Consider the following 17,844-nt stretch of genomic DNA (forward strand, 5'->3'; position numbering starts at 1 on the left):
GTCTGCCAATTGCCAATGTGCCACGCTGATGTTGTAAGACCATGACCGAGCTGCATGACGACATTGTCACCGGCGGCGCCTGGCACGGGTCGGTCGGTGCCGAAGTGGGCGCTGGTCTTGGCCTCCATCAACGCTTCGCGCCCGGGGATCGCGTCGGCCCGTTCCGTCTGCTATCCGAACTCGGCGAAGGCGGCACCAGCGTGGTGTTTCTGGCAGATCGCGACAACGGCACCTTTGCACAACAGGTGGCGTTGAAGCTCTGGCGTGATGCCAGCTCCGCACATCGTGCCGCGCTGACAGAGAGCAACTTGCTCGGCCGCCTGAACCATCCGAACATCGCGAGAATCATCGATGCGGGGTTGCTCGGCGACCACGGCGCCTGGCTTGCGATGGCGCATGTCGAGGGCCAGTGCATCGATCAAGCGGCCAAATCGCTGGCGGCGGACTGGCGGCAACGCCTCGCTTGGCTCCAGCAGATCGCGAACGCGGTCCACCATGCCCACCAACAGCTCATCGCGCATGGCGACATCAAGCCCAGCAATGTGTTGATCGATCGACATGGCCAACCCTGCCTACTCGATTTTGGCATTGGTCAGTTTCTGCATGCGCGCGACGGCAGCATCGGCTGCACGCCAGGGTATGCCAGTCCGGAGCAACTGCGCGGCGAGCCGATTACCGCCGCGAGCGATGTCTATCAGCTGGGCCGATTGAGCCAGATGCTGTTACCGGCGAGCGTGCCGATGCCGAGCGCGATCCGTGCCTTGTTGACGGCACTGGTCAGCAAAGCGATGGCGACCGAGCCTGGCGAGCGCCACGACAGCGCGAAGACATTTGAACACGAACTGAAACGTCTGCGCGCCAGCAAAGTGCCGCGCTCCTTGCAAACTTCGGTTTGGCATCATTTGGCGTTGCTCTGGTTGCGGCAGTCACGCCCGCTGATCGGCGGTGTGCTCGTCCTGACGCTGCTCGGCGTGCTGTGGTGGCAGTCGCAACTCCAGCATCAGCAAGCTGCGGCGCAAATTACCCGGCAACAGCGCGCAAAGGACGAACTCGCAAGGCTGAACGCGAATCTACTTGTTGAAGCACTGCGCTCGGTGGGCGGCGACAAGGAAGCGTTCCGCAACTATGTGCGTGACCAACAGAACACCACGCTTGCGGAAAGTCGCCTCGACCCTTGGGTCAAGTACGAGATTTTAAGTGGCCTCGCGAATGCTCATGTCGAGACGTTCGACTACCCAGCAGCGCGCGCGCTGATCGACGACGCCTTGCGCCTCCGCGCGAGCATTGACCCGAAACCCGACTTGAGTGTGGCCTACCTTCGTTGCCTCGATGCGATGGCCGCTGCGTTGACGGGGCGGATCAACGAGTCGCGGCGCGAGGCCAACGTCAGCAGTGCCTTGTTTACTGAAACGGCGGCGCAGAACCCAGAACTCGCCTATCGCACGCAGATGTGCCTGGGCAGCACGTATGTGCAGATCGGCGATGTCGCCACTGGCGATCAATACGGACGTGCCGCCAGTGCCTTTGCTGCGACGCGCTACGGCAAAGAGAGCCGCGAGTATGTCGAGGCGCTCGCCTTGAACGCCGAGGTTGCCCGCATCCGCATGGAGTTTGACCGTGCCGTAACGCTGAACCGCTATGTCTCCGCGCGTATGAGCCGTTGGTATGGCCCCAAAGCGCGGCGCGCGATCGAACAGTTCATCCGCATGCAAGGTACCCGCGCTGAGGCCGGCGAGGCAGCGGCAGCGGAGCAGGCGCTGGCGATTGTGATCGCCGATCTTGCCGCGGCCGGCCAAACCGACAACTATCCGTATCACGCAGCGCACTACTATCGTGCCGAAGCCTTGCAGATGCTTGGGCGTTACGACGAAGCGGCCACCGGCTTTGAGGTCGCGGTGAACTTGCTGATCGGTCACGGGATGGAGGCGCCGACGCTGCACGTGGTGAGCGATCGGGCCGCCGCATCGCGGCTCGATCAGGAGCGCGGACAGGCAGCGAACACCATCACGGCACTGCGCGCCGCGCTTCAATTCATCCAGCAGAATGAAACGGATCCATTGATCCAGGCGGTAATGCGTGCGCAACTCGCCGATGCCCTGATGGATGAGGGCGACGCCGCAGCCGAAGTTGGGCCGCTCCTCGATGCCGCTGAACCGGTTGTCGCGTCAGGCTTTGGCCCGAATTCGTTTCATGCTGCGTTGACCACCTTGCAGCGTGTGCGCTGGCTGGTTGCCAATGGCCAGACCGATGCCGCCCGAATCAAGCTCCAGCTGATTGATCGCGCAACGTTGAATCCGACGCTCCCCGCGCATGCGCGGTTGCTGATTCGACTGATGGCAGAAGATTTGGCGCTGGCGGCCGAATCAGACTCACCGGATGCACTGATCACGTCAGCCGAGCAGATGATTGCATTTGCTAACGCCACGTTCGGCGCAGATCACCCCTTGACCGCTGCCGCGCGCCTTGATGCCGCCATGCACTTGGCCAATGCTGCGCCGGCTTGGTCGCTGGAACAACTCGATCTGGCCCGCCCCGTGCTCGCCAGACACCATCCAGCGAGCAGCAGGTATCGGCGATTGTCCGACAACCTGTACCTGAGCTTGCACCAGGCACCGCGTATACAACAACACGCTCCCAAGGCGTCTTTGCCATGACTGCACAATCATTGTCGGCAGCCGTACCTGAGTTTCTGGGTCAGTCCGACGTCTATGCTGAACTGAAGCGGCTGGCGCGTCGTCAGTTGCATCGCCAGCAGCAAGGCGCGACGCTGAACACCACCGCGCTCGTTCACGAAGCTTGCCTGAGACTCGCTGGACCGAGACGGAGTGATCCCGCCGAGCAGGCGCATTGGTTGAACCTCGCGGTTCGCGCCATGCGCCAGGTTCTCTGCGATCACGCGCGCAAGCGCCTGCTGCGCCAGAGCCATGTTGATCCGGCTGGCGCTGATCTGATCGGCGAGTTGCCAGCTCCAGAGTACCAGGCGTTGGCGGAATCCCGCCGGCTACTGAAAATCGATGCACTGCTGACTGAGCTCGCCGAATCGCAACCACGACGCGCCTATGTGCTCGACGCTCGCTTTTTTGGCGGCCTCAGCGATCAGGAAACGGCATTGGCAGCGGGCTTGAGTCTTCGAACCGTACAGCGCGAGTGGCAGCTTGCGAAAGAATGGTTGAAGCGGCGACTGCAAGACACTGACTGAGCCAGAGGCCATGCGGGGCAAACAACACCGCGCCAAAGTGGAACGCCGTTGGACCGCTTCGTTTGCCTTCAGCCAGTTACCGTGCGTAGTGGGTAAAGCCAAGCTCGCGCGTGAACGCTGCGAGCTCCAGCTGATATTGATTGGCTTGCGCAATCGCCGCACTCGTTGGCGCCGACATCACCAGCATTCGGCTGATGCCAGCGCTGACCGCCTTGTGCACCAGCTCATAGGATGCCCGTGAGCTCATCAGCAGCAGGCCCGAGTGACGTGAGCGACCCGAACGCGCGCGCGCGCCGATGAGTTTATCGAGCGCGTTGTGGCGGCCGACATCCTCGCGAAGCAGCATGCCCAGGTCATCGACCCAAGCGGCGGCGTGAGCCGCTCCAGTTTGCTGATTCAAGACTTGGTGATCATTGAATTCTCGCAACAGCCCTTGCAGCTCAGAAAGCGTCGGCCACGGCATTGCCGGCATGCGCTCGGTTGGCTGCGGTGCGCGCATGGCATCGCTCAATCGCTCGGTGCCACACAAACCACACGCGCTGTTGGGTGCACCAACGCGACCGTGACCCGCGAGGCGCGGCATCAACGCGTCGGGAATGCTCGCTTCGACCTGCCACGCCTCGCCCTGCGCAACGATGTCGAGAACCTGCAATTCGCTTGCGTCATCGATCACGCGCTCGCTCAGCGCCCAGCCCGTGATCAGGTCATCAAGCGCCACGGGCGTGGCCATCAACACGAGCGGGCTCTGGCCGTTAAAGACCAATGCTACGGGCGCTTCGACCAGCACGATCTCCGGACGCGAATGGGTGCCCGCGTCGTCGTGGCGGACAGCCGTTGCCGCAGTCAGCGCCGGGTTCACGAGGGCTCGGTACCGACTGGACTGGCACTGAGCCAGACCGGAATGGATTTCGACGTCGGCGTGCCGGCACGTTCGGCCACGCTGTCCAACGGCACGAGCACGTTCGTCTCCGGAAAGTAGCTGGCGAGATTGCCGCGTGGGATCTGATACGCGACCAGAGTGAATCCTGAGGCGTGCCGTTCGCCGTCATGCCAGAGAGAGTGCACATCGACGAGATCGCCGGCCTGGAACCCGAGTGCAGCCAAGTCATCCGGATGAATCATCACGACGCGGCGCAAGCCCTTGATGCCGCGGTAGCGATCATCAAGCCCGTAGACCGTCGTGTTGTACTGATCATGCGAGCGCACGGTCATCAGCTGAAACACCATTTTGTTTGCAGCGGTCGCAGCGGGGCCGGCTTCATCCCACAACGCATGCGCAACTAGGCGCGCCTTGCTCGTGGCGGTCGGGAAGCGGCGCTCGCGCGCCGGATGGGGCAAGTGAAAACCGCCGGGCCGGCGCACACGCTCATTGAACTGCTCGAATCCCGGAATCACCAACGCGATCGCATCGCGAATCCGATCATAGTGACCGAGCCAATGCAACCAGGGCAATTGGCTGTCCGGGAGCGCAGCCAGAGCCAGCCGAACGACGATCGCGGGTTCGGACAGCAAGTGCTCGGACGCAGCCGGCCGGATGCCCGCTGACAAGTGCACCATGCTCATCGAATCTTCGACCGTCACCGCCTGCCGGCCTTCTGCTTGCGGGTCAAACTCACTGCGCCCGAGGCAAGGCAGAATCAATGCCTCGCGGCCGTGAATCAAATGCGAGCGATTGAGCTTGGTGGACACATGCACGGTCAGCCCGCATTGCCGGAGTGCGGCATGCGTGCGCGCGGCATCGGGCGTTGCCTGCGCAAAGTTGCCACCCATCGCAAAGAAGACGTCTACCGCGCCGGCTTGCATCGCTTGAATCGCCTGTACGACATCAAAGCCAGGCGCACGCGGCGATTCCAGTCCAAACGCCCGATCAAGCCGATCCAGAAACGCCGCGCTGGGCTTTTCGTAAATACCCATCGTGCGATCGCCTTGCACGTTGGAATGCCCACGCACGGGACATGGCCCGGCACCGGACTTGCCGATGTTGCCCTTGAGCAGCAGGACATTCATCAGCATCTGGATCGTCGCGACGCTGCGCCGATGCTGGGTGATGCCCATGCCCCAGCAAAAAATGCTCGCGGGGCTCTGCGCATAGATGCGTGCGGCGGCTTCGATCTCGGCGCGCTGCAGGCCACTCTGCACTTCGAGGTCCGCCCAAGAACTCGTATCGATCTGCGCGCGCAGCGGCGCAAGGCCATCGGTGTATTGGTCGACAAACGCTTGATCGATCGCCTGCCAGTCGAACAGACATTTCGCGACGCCGTGTAAGAACGCGAGGTCGCCACCAATACGCGGCTGCAGGTACAACGACGCAATTTCGGTGGCCGTACCAAAGAGCATGTCGGCGGGATGCTGCGGATGCGCAAACCGCTCCAGGCCGCGCTCGCGCAGCGGATTCACCACCACGATCCGGCAACCGCGCTTGGCGGCTGCGCGAAGCTCTCCCAGCATGCGCGGATGATTCGTGCCGGGGTTTTGTCCGAACACAAAGATCGCCTGGGTCTGTTCAAAGTCTTCCAGGGTCACCGACCCCTTGCCGCTCCCGATTTGCTCGGTCAGCGCGACACCGGAGGCCTCATGGCAGAGGTTTGAACAGTCCGGCAAATTGTTCGTGCCGTAAGCACGGACAAACAGCTGATACAAGAACGCTGCCTCATTCGACGTCCGCCCGGACGTGTAGAACACCGCGCGATTCGGATTCGCGGCGGCGCGCAGCCGGGCGCCGATCAGCGAAAATGCCTGATCCCAGCCGATGGGCTGGTAATGATCGCTGGCTTGGTCGTACACCATAGGTTCGGTCAGGCGCCCTTGCGCTTCCAACCAGAGATCCGTTTGCGCCAGCAGATCCTGAACGCGGTGTTCGGCAAAGAACGCGCGATCGGCACGCTTGGCGGTGGCCTCGGCGGCAACGGCCTTGACGCCGTTCTCGCAAAATTCGAAGGTTGAATTCGGGTTGCGATCGGGCCACGCGCAGCCTGGGCAGTCAAACCCATCGTTCTGGTTGGTTCGCAGCATGGCCCGCGCTCCAGGGCCGACGATGCCCTCCTCGCGCAACGCCTGGTACGAGCGTTTCAGCGAATCCCAGCCCCCGGCGGGCTTGGCATAGGGCTGAATCCGGATCGCTTTGGAGTCTTTCGTTTCGCTCATGGACCCAGCATACCAGCGCCCCGCAACCGACTTGAACTGCCGCTCTTGTGCGCGAATCTGAACCTTCTGTTCAGGTGTGCATTGCATCATCTGGCACATCTGGTCAGACTGCACGCTGATTTCGGGAGCCGGTCTTCCCAGCGTCTGTTTCTCAGATGGTCACCGGCTCCAGGTTTGCTGCAGGATGCAGCTCATGTTTCTCGTAGCGATGGGAACGCTCCGGGTGTTACCGGACTCTCAATTAAATGAATTTCTCTGAACTGGGCCTTTCGCCCCAGATCCTCCGTGCGTTGGACGAACAAGGCTATACCCAGCCAACCCCCATCCAGGCTGCGGCCATTCCAATCGTCATGACCGGCGCCGACCTCCTTGCGGCCGCGCAAACTGGTACGGGCAAAACGGCCGGCTTCGCGCTGCCGGTGCTGCATTACCTCGCTGGCCTCGGCCCGCGCAAGGGCCCGGCGCCGCGTGTGCTGGTGCTGACCCCGACCCGCGAACTCGCCGCCCAGATTTTGGACAGCGTGAAGAACTACGGCCGGCATCTGCCGCTCAAGTCTGCTGCCATTTTTGGTGGTGTCAGCATGGGCCCACAACACGATGCGCTGCGTCGCGGCCTCGACATTCTGATTGCGACGCCAGGCCGCTTGATCGACCATCTCGGCCAGCGCACGGTTGATTTGAGTCAGATTCAAGTACTGATTCTGGACGAAGCCGACCGCATGCTCGACATGGGCTTCCTGCCCGCATTGAAGCGCGTGCTGCAGGCGCTGCCGAAGCAGCGGCAGACCTTGATGTTCTCCGCCACCTTCTCGGACCCGATCAAAGCGCTTGCGCAGCAGTTCCTGCACAATCCGCAGGAAGTGTCGGTCACGCCGCGCAACACGGTGGCCGATACGATCTCGCACATCGTGCATCCGGTGCCGAGCGACAAGAAGCGCGCGATGCTGGTCGATATCCTGGCGCAGGATTCGCGGCTGCAGACGCTCGTCTTTGCGCGCACCAAGCATGGTGCGAACAAGCTCGCCGAGATGCTCGAGAAATCCGGCTTCAAGGCATCGGCGATTCACGGCAACAAGAGCCAGAACGCCCGTACCAAGGCACTTGCCGAGTTCAAATCGGGCAAGCTGACGGTGCTGGTGGCGACCGATATCGCCGCTCGCGGTCTCGATATTCCAGAGCTGCCGGTTGTCATCAACTTCGACCTGCCGATGGTCGCCGAAGATTACGTGCATCGTATCGGTCGTACGGGTCGCGCCGGCGAGCGTGGTCGCGCCATTTCGCTGGTGGCGCCGGATGAATCCGGGCTGCTCCGCGATATTCAGCGCCTGCTGAAGCAAGAGATTCAGTTGGTGCCGATGGCGGGTTACGAACTGAGCGCACCGTTGCGCATGGATGCCAATGCCCCACGTCCGGTCCAAGGCCAGCGCGGCCAGGGTCGTCCGGCTGGGCAGTCACGCCCAGGCGGGCAATCGCGGCAAGGTGGTCAGCCGCGTCAGGCCGATGGCGGTCGTCGTGAGCAGCAAGGTCAACGTTCCGAGCGCGGTGCCCATGGTGGCGCGCGCGCGGAGCAACGCCAGGCGCAACCCGGCAAATCCGGCCAACAGCGTCATGCCGCGCATGCCGGCCAGCATAGCCATCCGGGCAAGATGCAGGATGGTCCGAATGCCGCCCAGCGTCGTCGGCGTCGTGGTGGCAATCCGGGCGCTTCGGTGCACTCGGCTCAGCGTCCGCGCTGATTGTGTCGGGTTGAGCAGCGCTGTGGCCATCTCGTTGTAGCGCTGATTCACCCATCAATGCGTGTGCGGTGATCCGCAGATTCTGGCGAGGCCATTCTGTCGACGCCGAGATGCCCAAAGCAGCTCTCCCCAGCGCTCGCGGCGGAGGGAGCCGACTCCCTCTCCCACGCGAGTGGGAGAGGGCCGGAGAGAGGGCTACTTGCCACACAGTGCCGTCCTAAGAATCGCGCATCGTCGCTGAAAGTTTGACGGGCAAATAAGCGCACCATAAGCGCGGCTGGACACCCACTCGCGTTGGAGAGAGCGCAACTGCGAGAGACGATTTGGCTGCGATCTAGATTGTTGTCCTGTTCGCGCTCACATTGCTGGGCTGCAATGGCAGCCATCTGCGATCAGTACCTGATGAACGTCTTCAGTGAACGTCTGCAGTCATCCGCACGCCTTCAGCGCCGCAGCCAAGGTTGGATGACGAAATCCGTAATGCATAGCCTGTAGGCGCTGACACGTCGCTGGCGGGCTGGCGAGCAACATGTCAGCCATCTGCCCAAGCAGCCAACGCATCGGGGTCGCTGGTACGCGCAACCATTGCGGCCGGTGCACTGATTTTGCCAACGCACGGGTAAACGCTGCCTGGTCGACACGTTCTGGTGCGCACAGGTTGAATGCGCCTTCTGCGTCGCGATTCTGCACTAGCCGTTCGATACTGCCATGCACGTCATCCAGGTGAATCCAGGGGAAGTCCTGGCGACCGTCGCCGAGCACACTGGCACCACCAAAGTGCGCAGAGAGCTTCAGTGGCGGCAGAATGCCGCCCTGCGTGCCGAGGACCAGCCCAAGGCGCAGAATGATGAGCCGATAACCCGCATCGCGGACCAGCTCCGCGGCATTTTCCCAAGCGGCGCAGAGTTGCCCGCCAAAGTCCACGCCGGGTGGATCCTGCTCGCGACTGCTGGCGGCGTGCTGGCCGTAGTAGCCCATCGCTGAAGCCTGCACGAAGACTGGCCGATCCTTACGTGGCAATGTGGCCAGATGCGTCACGAGATCACGCGTCAAGGTCACGCGCGAGTCCCACAGCACACGCCGACGCGCTTTTGTCCAAGGCAATCCAACCACCGGCGCGCCGGCAAGATTGATGATGAGGTCGTACTGCTGCTGGCCGATGGCCTCGATGCGATCAAAACAGGCCGCCTGACCCGCAAACATCATCGACGTGCGCCGGGGCTGCCGACTCAGGATGCTGACGTGGTGACCAGATCCCAGGAGCCGATGCACCAGCGTCGACCCAATAAAGCCGCTGCCGCCGGTGATCAGGACGCGCAAAGGTCGTTGTGGCAACAGCGTTGTGTTCATGCTGAGTGGCTTCTTAGCGGCGAATGCATCACGCAGGCCAGACACCATCGCTAGTCCGGCCATCACGGTCAGAAAAGCAGCGAACCCGTCAAACGAACGCCAAGCAATCGTGCTTGGCAAAGGCGCAACAGTCAGCGGCTGCAACCAGGCGACCAGCAACGCCCCTGCGTTGATTGCCATGACCGTATGCAAAATGCGCTCGGTAGGAGGCAGCAATCGACTTTGGTCTTCTTCAACAAAGTCAGCCAGCGTGATCATCAGCTCGACCGAAAAGAGCGATAGTGGCAACAACAACCAAGCCCCCCGGAAGTCGACCCAGGCTAGCAGCCCGAGCAACAACCCGTACAGAAGGGATCGGCAGGCATGCCACGCGAGCTCCCGCCGCTGACGCTCGCGGTTCGCGAGCTGCTCGGTCAGTTCGTGATGCCAAACCGTATCCAGAGCGCCCAAAAAAACCTGGAAAACCAGAAGTACTTGGAACCCGCCCATGCGAACCCCTTGATTTCATTCATTTCAGTTGTTCTTAGTTTCGGTAATTTCCGAAATTAAAGCAAGTCAATGAATGAAAAAAGCCGGCGAAAGGCCGGCTTTTTTTCGGGCAGCGCGGGCGCACCGCGCAACCAGATTACGCGCGAGCGCGGGCGGCCTTACGGGCGCCAGTCTTGATCTCGCGGTTCAACTCGGAAACGCGCGTCAGGAGTTCCTGTACGTCGCCCTTCGATGGCACGCCAAAACGACCAAGCACGGCGCCGATGCGTTCGGTCACGGCCGATTCCACTTCCTGCACGTTCTTCGTTGCGCGGGCGCGGATCGGGCTGACAAGACCATCGACTTTCTTCTCGACATTGGCCTTGAACTTCTTGGCGTCGTTGTTCAGCGTCTTGCTGAACTTCTTCGCTTTGTTCTGGAACGCGGTGCCTTCGGCGACCAGCGCATCGATCGCCTTTTCGCCCTGCTTCTGGGCCAAAGACATCGCACCGAGCGTGGCCAGCCACAGCGTGCGGCCAGTGTCACTCACCTGGGCTGGCTTGCTGACTTTCTTGAATTTGACGTTCTGACGCATGTTCAATTCCTCAATAGCCGCGAGTCGCCGCAATCGACCGACTGCTGTGATGCGCTCACGATACGTGCATTGTTCAAACGGTCGTTAGAACTTTCACACTATAGGCGATTGTCAAGCCCCAGAAATGCGGATGTCATTCAGCTGTGGTTAGGCCATCCGGCATCGCAGTTAAGATGCGATGCAGGCACGGACACCATACTCGAAGCCAATCACGGAGTACTCGAAAATGTTCCGCCATCGATTTGTTGCGTTGCTCTGCACGGTGTTGCTGGTCACGAGCCATGTGGTCGCTGCGGCGCCTGATGCGTCGACACCTGACGCATCGACGAAAGCATTGCTAGGTCAAGCCACCAAGCAGATTGGGGTCACGCTGAGTTACGACCCGAACTACCGTCAGCTCGGTTATCCGATGGGCGATGTGCCCCGCAGCACGGGCGTGTGTACTGATGTGGTCATTCGCGCTTACCGCGATGCGTTTGGCATCGACCTGCAGCAGCGGGTGCATGAGGACATGCGGGCGAATTTCAAGCAATACCCGAGAAAATGGGGGCTCAAAAAGCCGGATCGCAACATTGATCACCGCCGCGTGCCCAATCTGATGACGTTTCTGACGCGCCAGCAAGCGAGCCTGCCGATCAGCAAGATCGCGTCGGACTATCAGGCCGGTGACATCGTCACGTGGGACTTGGGTGGTGGCATCACCCATATTGGTCTTGTTGATCAAACGGCGACTGCCGACGCCCGCCCGCTGATTATTCACAACATTGGGGCCGGCACGCAACGCGAGGATCTGTTGTTCGAATACAAGATTATTGGTCACTACCGCTGGCTGCCAATCGACGCGCCCGCACCAACTCGAGGTTCGCAGTGATTGGCGCAAGCCCAGGGCGCAATCGATTCGCCTGATTCAGCAATTCTTCGGCACGTCCCAAGCGGTTCGCGTGCATGTTCGCCATCGCACACAGATTCAGGGCGTTGAGATCGTTCGGTAACGCGGCAAGTACCGTTTCGAGCAGATCCAAGGCGGTGTCTACATTGCCTTCTTTCAAATGCCGTTGGCCGAGAAACAGCATCTCTTTCGGGTCCTGCATCCACGATTCGAACTGGTGCCGCCACTTGGCCCGCACGCGATCCGCAAAGCGCTGATGCTTTTCGCGGTCTTCGTTTGCGCCCACGCCACAACCAGACTCGCCGGCGCCCGCATGCCAGATGCAGGTGACTTCGGGCAGCCAACGAAACTCAGTCAGTCGCGCACACTGAATCGCAAAATCCCAATCCTCAAGAATCTCGAACGCCGGGTCGAAGCGCGCACCATCCTCTATCAATGAGCGATGGAACATCGTCGCCGTGGGCTGCGAGCGATTCTGGTAGTAGAGCTGCATGTGGGTGCCATGGCGACCCACAAACCCCGCATGCTCATTGTGCTCATTGCGAATCTCGGCAGTCGCGTACACCAGCCTTGCGCTGCCTTGCGTTGCAAACGTCAGCAGGTGCTCGACATGATCGGCCGTCCATTCATCGTCGTCATCGAGCAGATTGATCCACTCGCCACGCGCCGTATCGAGACCCGCATTCGCGGCTTCGGCTCGCGGCAAACGGGAATCCGACCGCACCATCCTGACCGGCCGACCGTTCCAGGTGGCCGGCAGTTCCTGATGACGCGCGCCGCACGCGGCGACCACAAGGATCTCAAGATTGGGATAGGTTTGTGCCGCCGCGCAATCCAACGCACGGCGCAGCACTGGCCGATCCATACTTCGGATCAGCGCGGTCACCAGTGGAGAATCAGCCACGTGCCACCCGCAGCATCTTCGGCACGCCGATCAGGGCGCGGCTGGTTCGTTCAGCAGGCTCGCGGCCCGGAGGTTGGCACTGTGCAAGCGCTTCGCCGGCGTCAGCAACATGCGTAAACCTCCGGTCATGCTGAAGCTGTCATTACCCATCCCTTCAAAGTTTGCGCTGACATAGCCAAGCACTTTGCCGCGGGCCGAAAACGCGAGACCCAGTGCACCGGTCACAATGTGGGCTTGCTGCGGCAAATCGATCTGCCCCTGAATAATGCCCCAGGACATGATCGGCTTTTCACCGTACCGCTCTTCGAGCCGCTCGACGACGTAGTACGACATCCCCGGCTCGGCCGGCTCAGTAGCCGCGATATCGACGAATTTGAGTTTGCGCTCGCCAAGGCTCTTGATCTTCAGCCAGCCCACGCCCTGATCGGCGTCCGACGTCAGCGCCTCGGCTTCCAGCGGCTTGTCCTCGCCTGGAAAGTGGATCTGAAAATCGCGGGCGCTCATCTTGAAGCTGACCCGCTGCTCGGGCGTGAGCTTGCTCATGTTCGGCAAGCTGGGCTCAACCACCATGCGCGGGACGAGGATCAGGCCCTTCGGATCGATGATCACACCGGTCGTCGACGACTGCTGGGTTTCCTCCTGCCCCATATAGCTCGACACCATCACATAGCTGACGCGAACAAACGCATCGGCATGCTGGGTCATCAGGTTCTTGAAGATCGCCTTGCCTTCCTTGTCATAGTCGGCCGAGGCGTTACCCATCAGCGCGAGGCACAGCAACAGCATCAGGGCACGTATAAGACTCATGACTTGTCCATCCAGCTCGAATCAAGGAACAGCAGACGGGTGCGATTGGCGCGCAACACCAGAAAGCTGATGTTGCGCTTCGGGTCCTGAGCCTTGCGATCGACCAGGGCCTCGAAGCGTTTCAGGTCGGTGATCGGCTGGCCGTTGACTTCGAGGATGACGTCGCCCACTTGCAGAAACGCAAGGCCACCCAGACCACCCGACTCGACGCGCTCGACCACGACGCCGCGAGCTCCCGCTTCCATATCGCGATCCACGCGATCAAAAAAGCTTAACGACCGCACATTCAGATCGAGCCAATCAATTCGCGCACCGGGGAGATTGCCAGGCGGTGTTGGCGTCGCCTGCGGCAGCACTGACACGGTCATCGGCGTTTGCCCACGCACCAGATCAATCTTCAGCGGTTCACCCAGCAGCGCGTCGCGGATCCGCTGTTGCAGCGACTCGTCACCGATGTCGCCCGTCACGGGCACCGATTCATCAGCAAGCTTCTGCACGAAGTCGCCAACCTTGATCCCTGCCGACTCGGCTGGGCCCGGATAAACACGCGTGACGCGATAACCGCCGGCATCCGGGCCGCCGATCTTGCGACTCGTCGTCGGTGTGACGGGCTGTGTTTCGATGCCGATCCAGGCTTTCGGCAGCTCGCGCAGCGTGTTCGGATTGCTGGCACCCGATTCGGCGTCGATCAGCGCAACCAGCATCTCAGCCCGGCGTTCGATATGAACGATCCACTCACCTTTCGTTCGCTGCTCGTCGGTCAAGGCGGCCTGCAGGTCTTTACCTTGTCGGATCGGCGTTTGCTCAAGCTGGTAAATCACGTCGCCAACCTGCAGCGGCGGATGCGCAGTCGCCGCGCGCTTGCCGGCCGCCACACCGGTGACCAGCAGGCCATGATCGCGATCCAGCTGCCGACTGCGGGCAATGCTCGGCGTCACTTCCGTCAGTGTCAGGCCAAAGGCGCGCACATCGAGGTCTTCGCCAAGGTCCTGCGGGTAGGTTTCGGCGCGCAAACGAAGCACTCGTTCCGTCTGTGCTTGCGCAACAGTCAGGCTGAGCTCGCTACCAATCTTGCGCTCCGTCAAGGCGCGCAGCAGCGGTGGCACTTGTTCGGGCTGGGCGATATCCATCCGCTGGCCATCGATCGCGAGAATGCGGTCTCCCGGCTTCAAGCCGGCGCGGTCGGCGGGCGAATCACCCTGGACCGAACTCACCAGCACGCCTTCGCGCAGGCCTGAGTTCTTTAATGAGCGCAGGCCAAAACCGAAGTAACTGCGTGGCACCGCGCCGTGTTCGATCAGCTGCGTCGTAATGGTGTTGGCGATGGTTGCGGGAATCGCAAACGCCATATCGCCACCAAACAGATTCCCGCGCGTGTTGATCCCGACGATCTCGCCACTCAGATCGACAAGCGGGCCACCAGAATTGCCTGGAGCGATTGCAGCGTCATGCTGGATCCAGGCGTAGTAACGCGCAGTCGGTTGATTCTTGCCAAGCTGTTGCTCGTAGTCCGATTCATCCTGAAACAGCGAAATCATCAGGCGCTCCGGGTTGTTGACCACGCCCTGCGTCAACGAGTGCGCCATGCCCCAAGGCGCGCCCATGGCCAGCACCACGTCGCCCGATTGCAGATGGTCTGCCGCGGCAAACCGCGCGTGCTGAAAACCGCCGGACGGCACATCGCGGATCTTCAGCACGGCTATATCGGACAAAGCGTCCTCGCCCACCAGATCTGCCTGCAACTCGCGTTTATCGGCTAGCACGACGCGGAACTTGCGGCCATTCTCGGTGACATGCGCGTTGGTCGCGACGTAGCCGTCTGGCCGAATGATCGTGCCGCTGCCACTGGAGAGGTGCAGCTCCGATCGGCCGAGTTGCTGATCCGCGCGCACCACCATCACGCTCACAACGTAAGGCATTACCGCATCGCGCGCCAGAGCCACCCGCGCCGTCACGTCTTCAGCCACTGCCGCCTGTGTCTCGAACGAGCACCACAGGCCAAGCAGCACGATCCAGCGCTTCATCATTCGGACTCCGTTCCAGCAGGCGGGGTTTGACCTTCAGCGGCGTGGTCCGCGTCAGCAGGTGGCGCCGGCGGCGCCTCCAACTCAGCCGCTTCGCTCAAGTCTTCGGGCAACGCCTCGACCTTTGCAAAACTGACCAGCGCTTCGTCGTCAGGCAGACGGATCAACGTCACGCCCTGCGTGTTGCGGCCCACTTGCGCGATCTCGGACACGCGAGTGCGCACCAAGGTTCCCTGATTCGAGATCAGCATGACTTCGTGCACCTCGGTCACCTGCACCGCGCCAACCAGATTGCCATTGCGTTCCGATGTCTGAATCGCGATCACGCCCTGCGTGCCACGGCCCTTTTTCGGGAATTCCTCGAGTTCGGTACGCTTGCCAAAGCCGCGCTCGGTGGCGGTCAGAATGTCGCCCAGGTCGGCAACAATCATGCTGACCACGCGTTCGCCTAAGGCCAGCGTCATGCCGCGCACACCGCGCGCCGTGCGTCCGACCGCGCGCACTTCGTCTTCGGCAAATCGCACCGCCTTGCCGTTGGATGCGAACAACATCACATCGCGACTGCCATCGGTAATCGCGACATCGATCAGGCGGTCGCCGTCGTCCAACTCCACCGCACGGATACCACTGGATCGGCGGCGCGAGAACTCGCTGAGCGGCGTCTTCTTGACCACACCAGCCTGGGTTGCAAAGAACACGTAGTGATCGTGACGATACTCGCGCACCGGCAGCATGGCGTTGATTTTCTCGCCCGCTTCGAGCGACGGCAGCAAGTTGACGATCGGCCGACCACGCGCCCCGGGGCCGGCCATGGGGAACTCGAAGGTCCGCAGCCAGAACACCCGACCCGAACTCGTAAAGCAAAGCACCGTGTCGTGGCTGTGCGCAACGAGGATGTTCTCAATGAAATCCTCGTTCTTCATGGCGGTCGCCGATCGGCCCTTACCCCCACGCCGCTGGGCACGGTAATCGGTGACGGGCTGCGCCTTGACATAGCCGGCGTGCGACATGGTGACGACCAAGTCCTGTTTGTCGATCAGATCTTCGTTGCGCAAATCATCCTGATTGACCTGAATGATCGTGCGGCGCGGATCTGCGAACTCTTCCTTGACGTTGACCAGTTCGTCGCGGATGACGGCGAGCAACTTGATGGGGTCTTCGAGAATTTCAATCAGGCCGCGGATCGTTTCGAGCAACACCTTGTATTCGTCGGTCAGCTTTTCCTGTTCCAGGCCGGTCAGCTTGTTGAGGCGCATGTCCAGGATTTCTTTGACCTGGACTTCGCTCAATTGGTAACCGTGTTCCAGCAGCCCTTCGTGATCGGACAACGACTCCGGCCGCGACTGCGACGCGCCCCGTTCGCCGAGCAGCGCGCGCACCAAACCCGGCTCCCAGACGCGGGCCAGCAGGCGCTCGCGGGCCACTTGCGCGTTCGGCGAGGTCTTGATCAACTCGATCATCTCGTCGATGTTTGCGAGCGCAACGGTCAGGCCTTCCAACACATGGGCACGTTCGCGGGCCTTGCGCAGATCAAAAATCGTGCGCCGGGTCACCACTTCGCGGCGATGGCGAATGAAGGCGTCGAGCATCTCCTTCAGGTTCAGCGTCTTCGGCTGGCCGTCGACGAGCGCCACGATATTGATGCCGAACACCACTTCCAATTGCGTCTGCGCAAGCAGGTTGTTCAGCACGACTTCGGCCGACTCATTGCGCTTGATCGGAATGTAAATGCGCATGCCGTCCTTGTCGGACTCGTCGCGCAGATCGGGCGCAATGCCCTCGACCTTCTTTTCCTTGACTAACTCGGCGATCTTTTCGATCAACCGCGCTTTGTTCACTTGATACGGCAGCTCCGTAACGATGATCGCGTCACGACCATCGTCGTCGGTTTCGATCTCGCACTTGGCCCGAATCAGAATGCGGCCACGACCCGTGCGATACGCGTCGATGATCCCGGACGCGCCATTGATCGTGCCGCCGGTCGGAAAATCGGGGCCTGGGATATATTGCATCAGATCATCGATGCCGAGTTCCGGGGCATCAATCAGCGCAATGGCACCATCGATGACTTCGCCCAGATTGTGGGGCGGAATATTGGTCGCCATACCGACGGCAATACCGGCCGAGCCATTGACGAGCAGATTCGGAAAGCGCGTCGGCAAAACGGTTGGTTCAAGTTCCTTCTCGTCGTAGTTGGGCGTGAAATCGACGGTTTCCTTGTCGATATCAGCCATCAACTCGTGCGCGAGCTTCGACAGGCGTGCTTCGGTGTATCGCATGGCTGCCGCCGGATCGCCGTCGACGGAACCGAAGTTGCCCTGACCGTCGACCAGGATGCTTCGGAGCGAAAACGGCTGCGCCATTCGGACCAGTGTGTCGTACACCGAGCTGTCGCCATGCGGGTGGTATTTACCGATGACGTCACCGACGATACGCGCCGATTTGTAGTAAGGCTTGTTGTAGTGGCTGCCGAGTTCGTTCATCGCAAACAGCACGCGACGATGCACGGGTTTGAGGCCATCGCGAACATCCGGGAGCGCGCGTCCGACGATCACGCTCATCGCGTAATCGAGGTAACTCTGCCGCATCTCGTCTTCGATATTGACCTTGATGACTTCTTTTGCGAACTCTGACATCGAACAACCTTTTTGAAATCAAGCCCTTGGCTTTTTGCTTCAGGCAAAATGCGCAGCCCCTGGGAAATGCTGCGCGAAAGTACCGGAGTGTA

General features: G+C 61.2%; 12 protein-coding genes. 4 read left to right on the forward strand and 8 right to left on the reverse strand.

What is annotated here, in order from left to right; translation table 11 throughout:
* Positions 1 to 41: 41 nt before the first annotated feature.
* Complete coding sequence (locus tag C7S18_RS14460; protein ID WP_106892237.1) at positions 42 to 2,654, forward strand: serine/threonine-protein kinase; 2,613 nt, start codon at positions 42 to 44, stop codon at positions 2,652 to 2,654.
* Entirely contained in the window at positions 2,651 to 3,199 is a 549-nt protein-coding gene (locus C7S18_RS14465; protein ID WP_106892238.1) for an ECF-type sigma factor, read from the forward strand. The genes C7S18_RS14460 and C7S18_RS14465 overlap by 4 nt, the downstream gene beginning before the upstream one ends.
* Before the next feature lie 76 nt (positions 3,200 to 3,275).
* Here the strand turns inward: C7S18_RS14465 and fdhD are convergent, their stop codons facing one another.
* A complete protein-coding gene (gene fdhD, locus C7S18_RS14470) occupies positions 3,276 to 4,058 on the reverse strand; it encodes a formate dehydrogenase accessory sulfurtransferase FdhD (protein WP_170113278.1) in 783 nt (260 codons plus the stop codon).
* Positions 4,055 to 6,343 carry an FdhF/YdeP family oxidoreductase gene (locus C7S18_RS14475; protein ID WP_106894042.1) on the reverse strand — a complete coding sequence of 763 codons (2,289 nt, stop codon included), beginning with the start codon at positions 6,341 to 6,343 and terminating at the stop codon, positions 4,055 to 4,057. Before C7S18_RS14475 ends, fdhD begins: the two co-directional genes overlap by 4 nt.
* Before the next feature lie 245 nt (positions 6,344 to 6,588).
* Between C7S18_RS14475 and C7S18_RS14480 the strand changes: the two genes are divergently transcribed.
* Complete coding sequence (locus C7S18_RS14480) at positions 6,589 to 8,079, forward strand: DEAD/DEAH box helicase (protein ID WP_106892240.1); 1,491 nt, start codon at positions 6,589 to 6,591, stop codon at positions 8,077 to 8,079.
* Positions 8,080 to 8,508: 429 nt separating this feature from the next.
* Here the strand turns inward: C7S18_RS14480 and C7S18_RS14485 are convergent, their stop codons facing one another.
* On the reverse strand, positions 8,509 to 9,918 hold the full coding sequence (locus tag C7S18_RS14485; RefSeq protein ID WP_106892241.1) for a TIGR01777 family oxidoreductase: 1,410 nt from the start codon (positions 9,916 to 9,918) through the stop codon (positions 8,509 to 8,511).
* Positions 9,919 to 10,054: 136 nt separating this feature from the next.
* Positions 10,055 to 10,492, reverse strand: a complete 438-nt coding sequence (locus C7S18_RS14490; RefSeq protein ID WP_106892242.1) for a phasin family protein — start codon at positions 10,490 to 10,492, stop codon at positions 10,055 to 10,057.
* 226 nt (positions 10,493 to 10,718) lie between these two features.
* Here C7S18_RS14490 and C7S18_RS14495 point away from each other — a divergent pair, with 226 nt between their 5' ends.
* Positions 10,719 to 11,363: a DUF1287 domain-containing protein gene (locus C7S18_RS14495; RefSeq protein ID WP_106892243.1), complete on the forward strand. Its 645-nt coding sequence runs from the start codon at positions 10,719 to 10,721 to the stop codon at positions 11,361 to 11,363.
* On the opposite strand, the gene C7S18_RS14500 is transcribed toward C7S18_RS14495, so the two are convergent.
* Genes C7S18_RS14500 through gyrA form a run of 4 tightly spaced genes read right to left on the reverse strand, consistent with a single transcriptional unit; the run spans position 11,302 to position 17,752 of the window.
* On the reverse strand, positions 11,302 to 12,285 hold the full coding sequence (locus C7S18_RS14500) for a glycosyltransferase (protein WP_146151930.1): 984 nt from the start codon (positions 12,283 to 12,285) through the stop codon (positions 11,302 to 11,304). The genes C7S18_RS14495 and C7S18_RS14500 overlap by 62 nt on opposite strands.
* A gap of 30 nt (positions 12,286 to 12,315) precedes the next feature.
* A complete protein-coding gene (locus C7S18_RS14505; RefSeq protein ID WP_146151931.1) occupies positions 12,316 to 13,092 on the reverse strand; it encodes a S1 family serine peptidase in 777 nt (258 codons plus the stop codon).
* Positions 13,089 to 15,119, reverse strand: coding sequence for a PDZ domain-containing protein (locus C7S18_RS14510; protein ID WP_106892246.1), 2,031 nt, complete (start codon positions 15,117 to 15,119; stop codon positions 13,089 to 13,091). Before C7S18_RS14510 ends, C7S18_RS14505 begins: the two co-directional genes overlap by 4 nt.
* Positions 15,116 to 17,752 carry a DNA gyrase subunit A gene (gene gyrA / locus C7S18_RS14515; protein WP_106892247.1) on the reverse strand — a complete coding sequence of 879 codons (2,637 nt, stop codon included), beginning with the start codon at positions 17,750 to 17,752 and terminating at the stop codon, positions 15,116 to 15,118. Before gyrA ends, C7S18_RS14510 begins: the two co-directional genes overlap by 4 nt.
* Positions 17,753 to 17,844 lie beyond the last annotated feature (92 nt).

The sequence above is a fragment of the Ahniella affigens genome, from assembly GCF_003015185.1.
GTDB lineage: Bacteria > Pseudomonadota > Gammaproteobacteria > Xanthomonadales > Ahniellaceae > Ahniella > Ahniella affigens.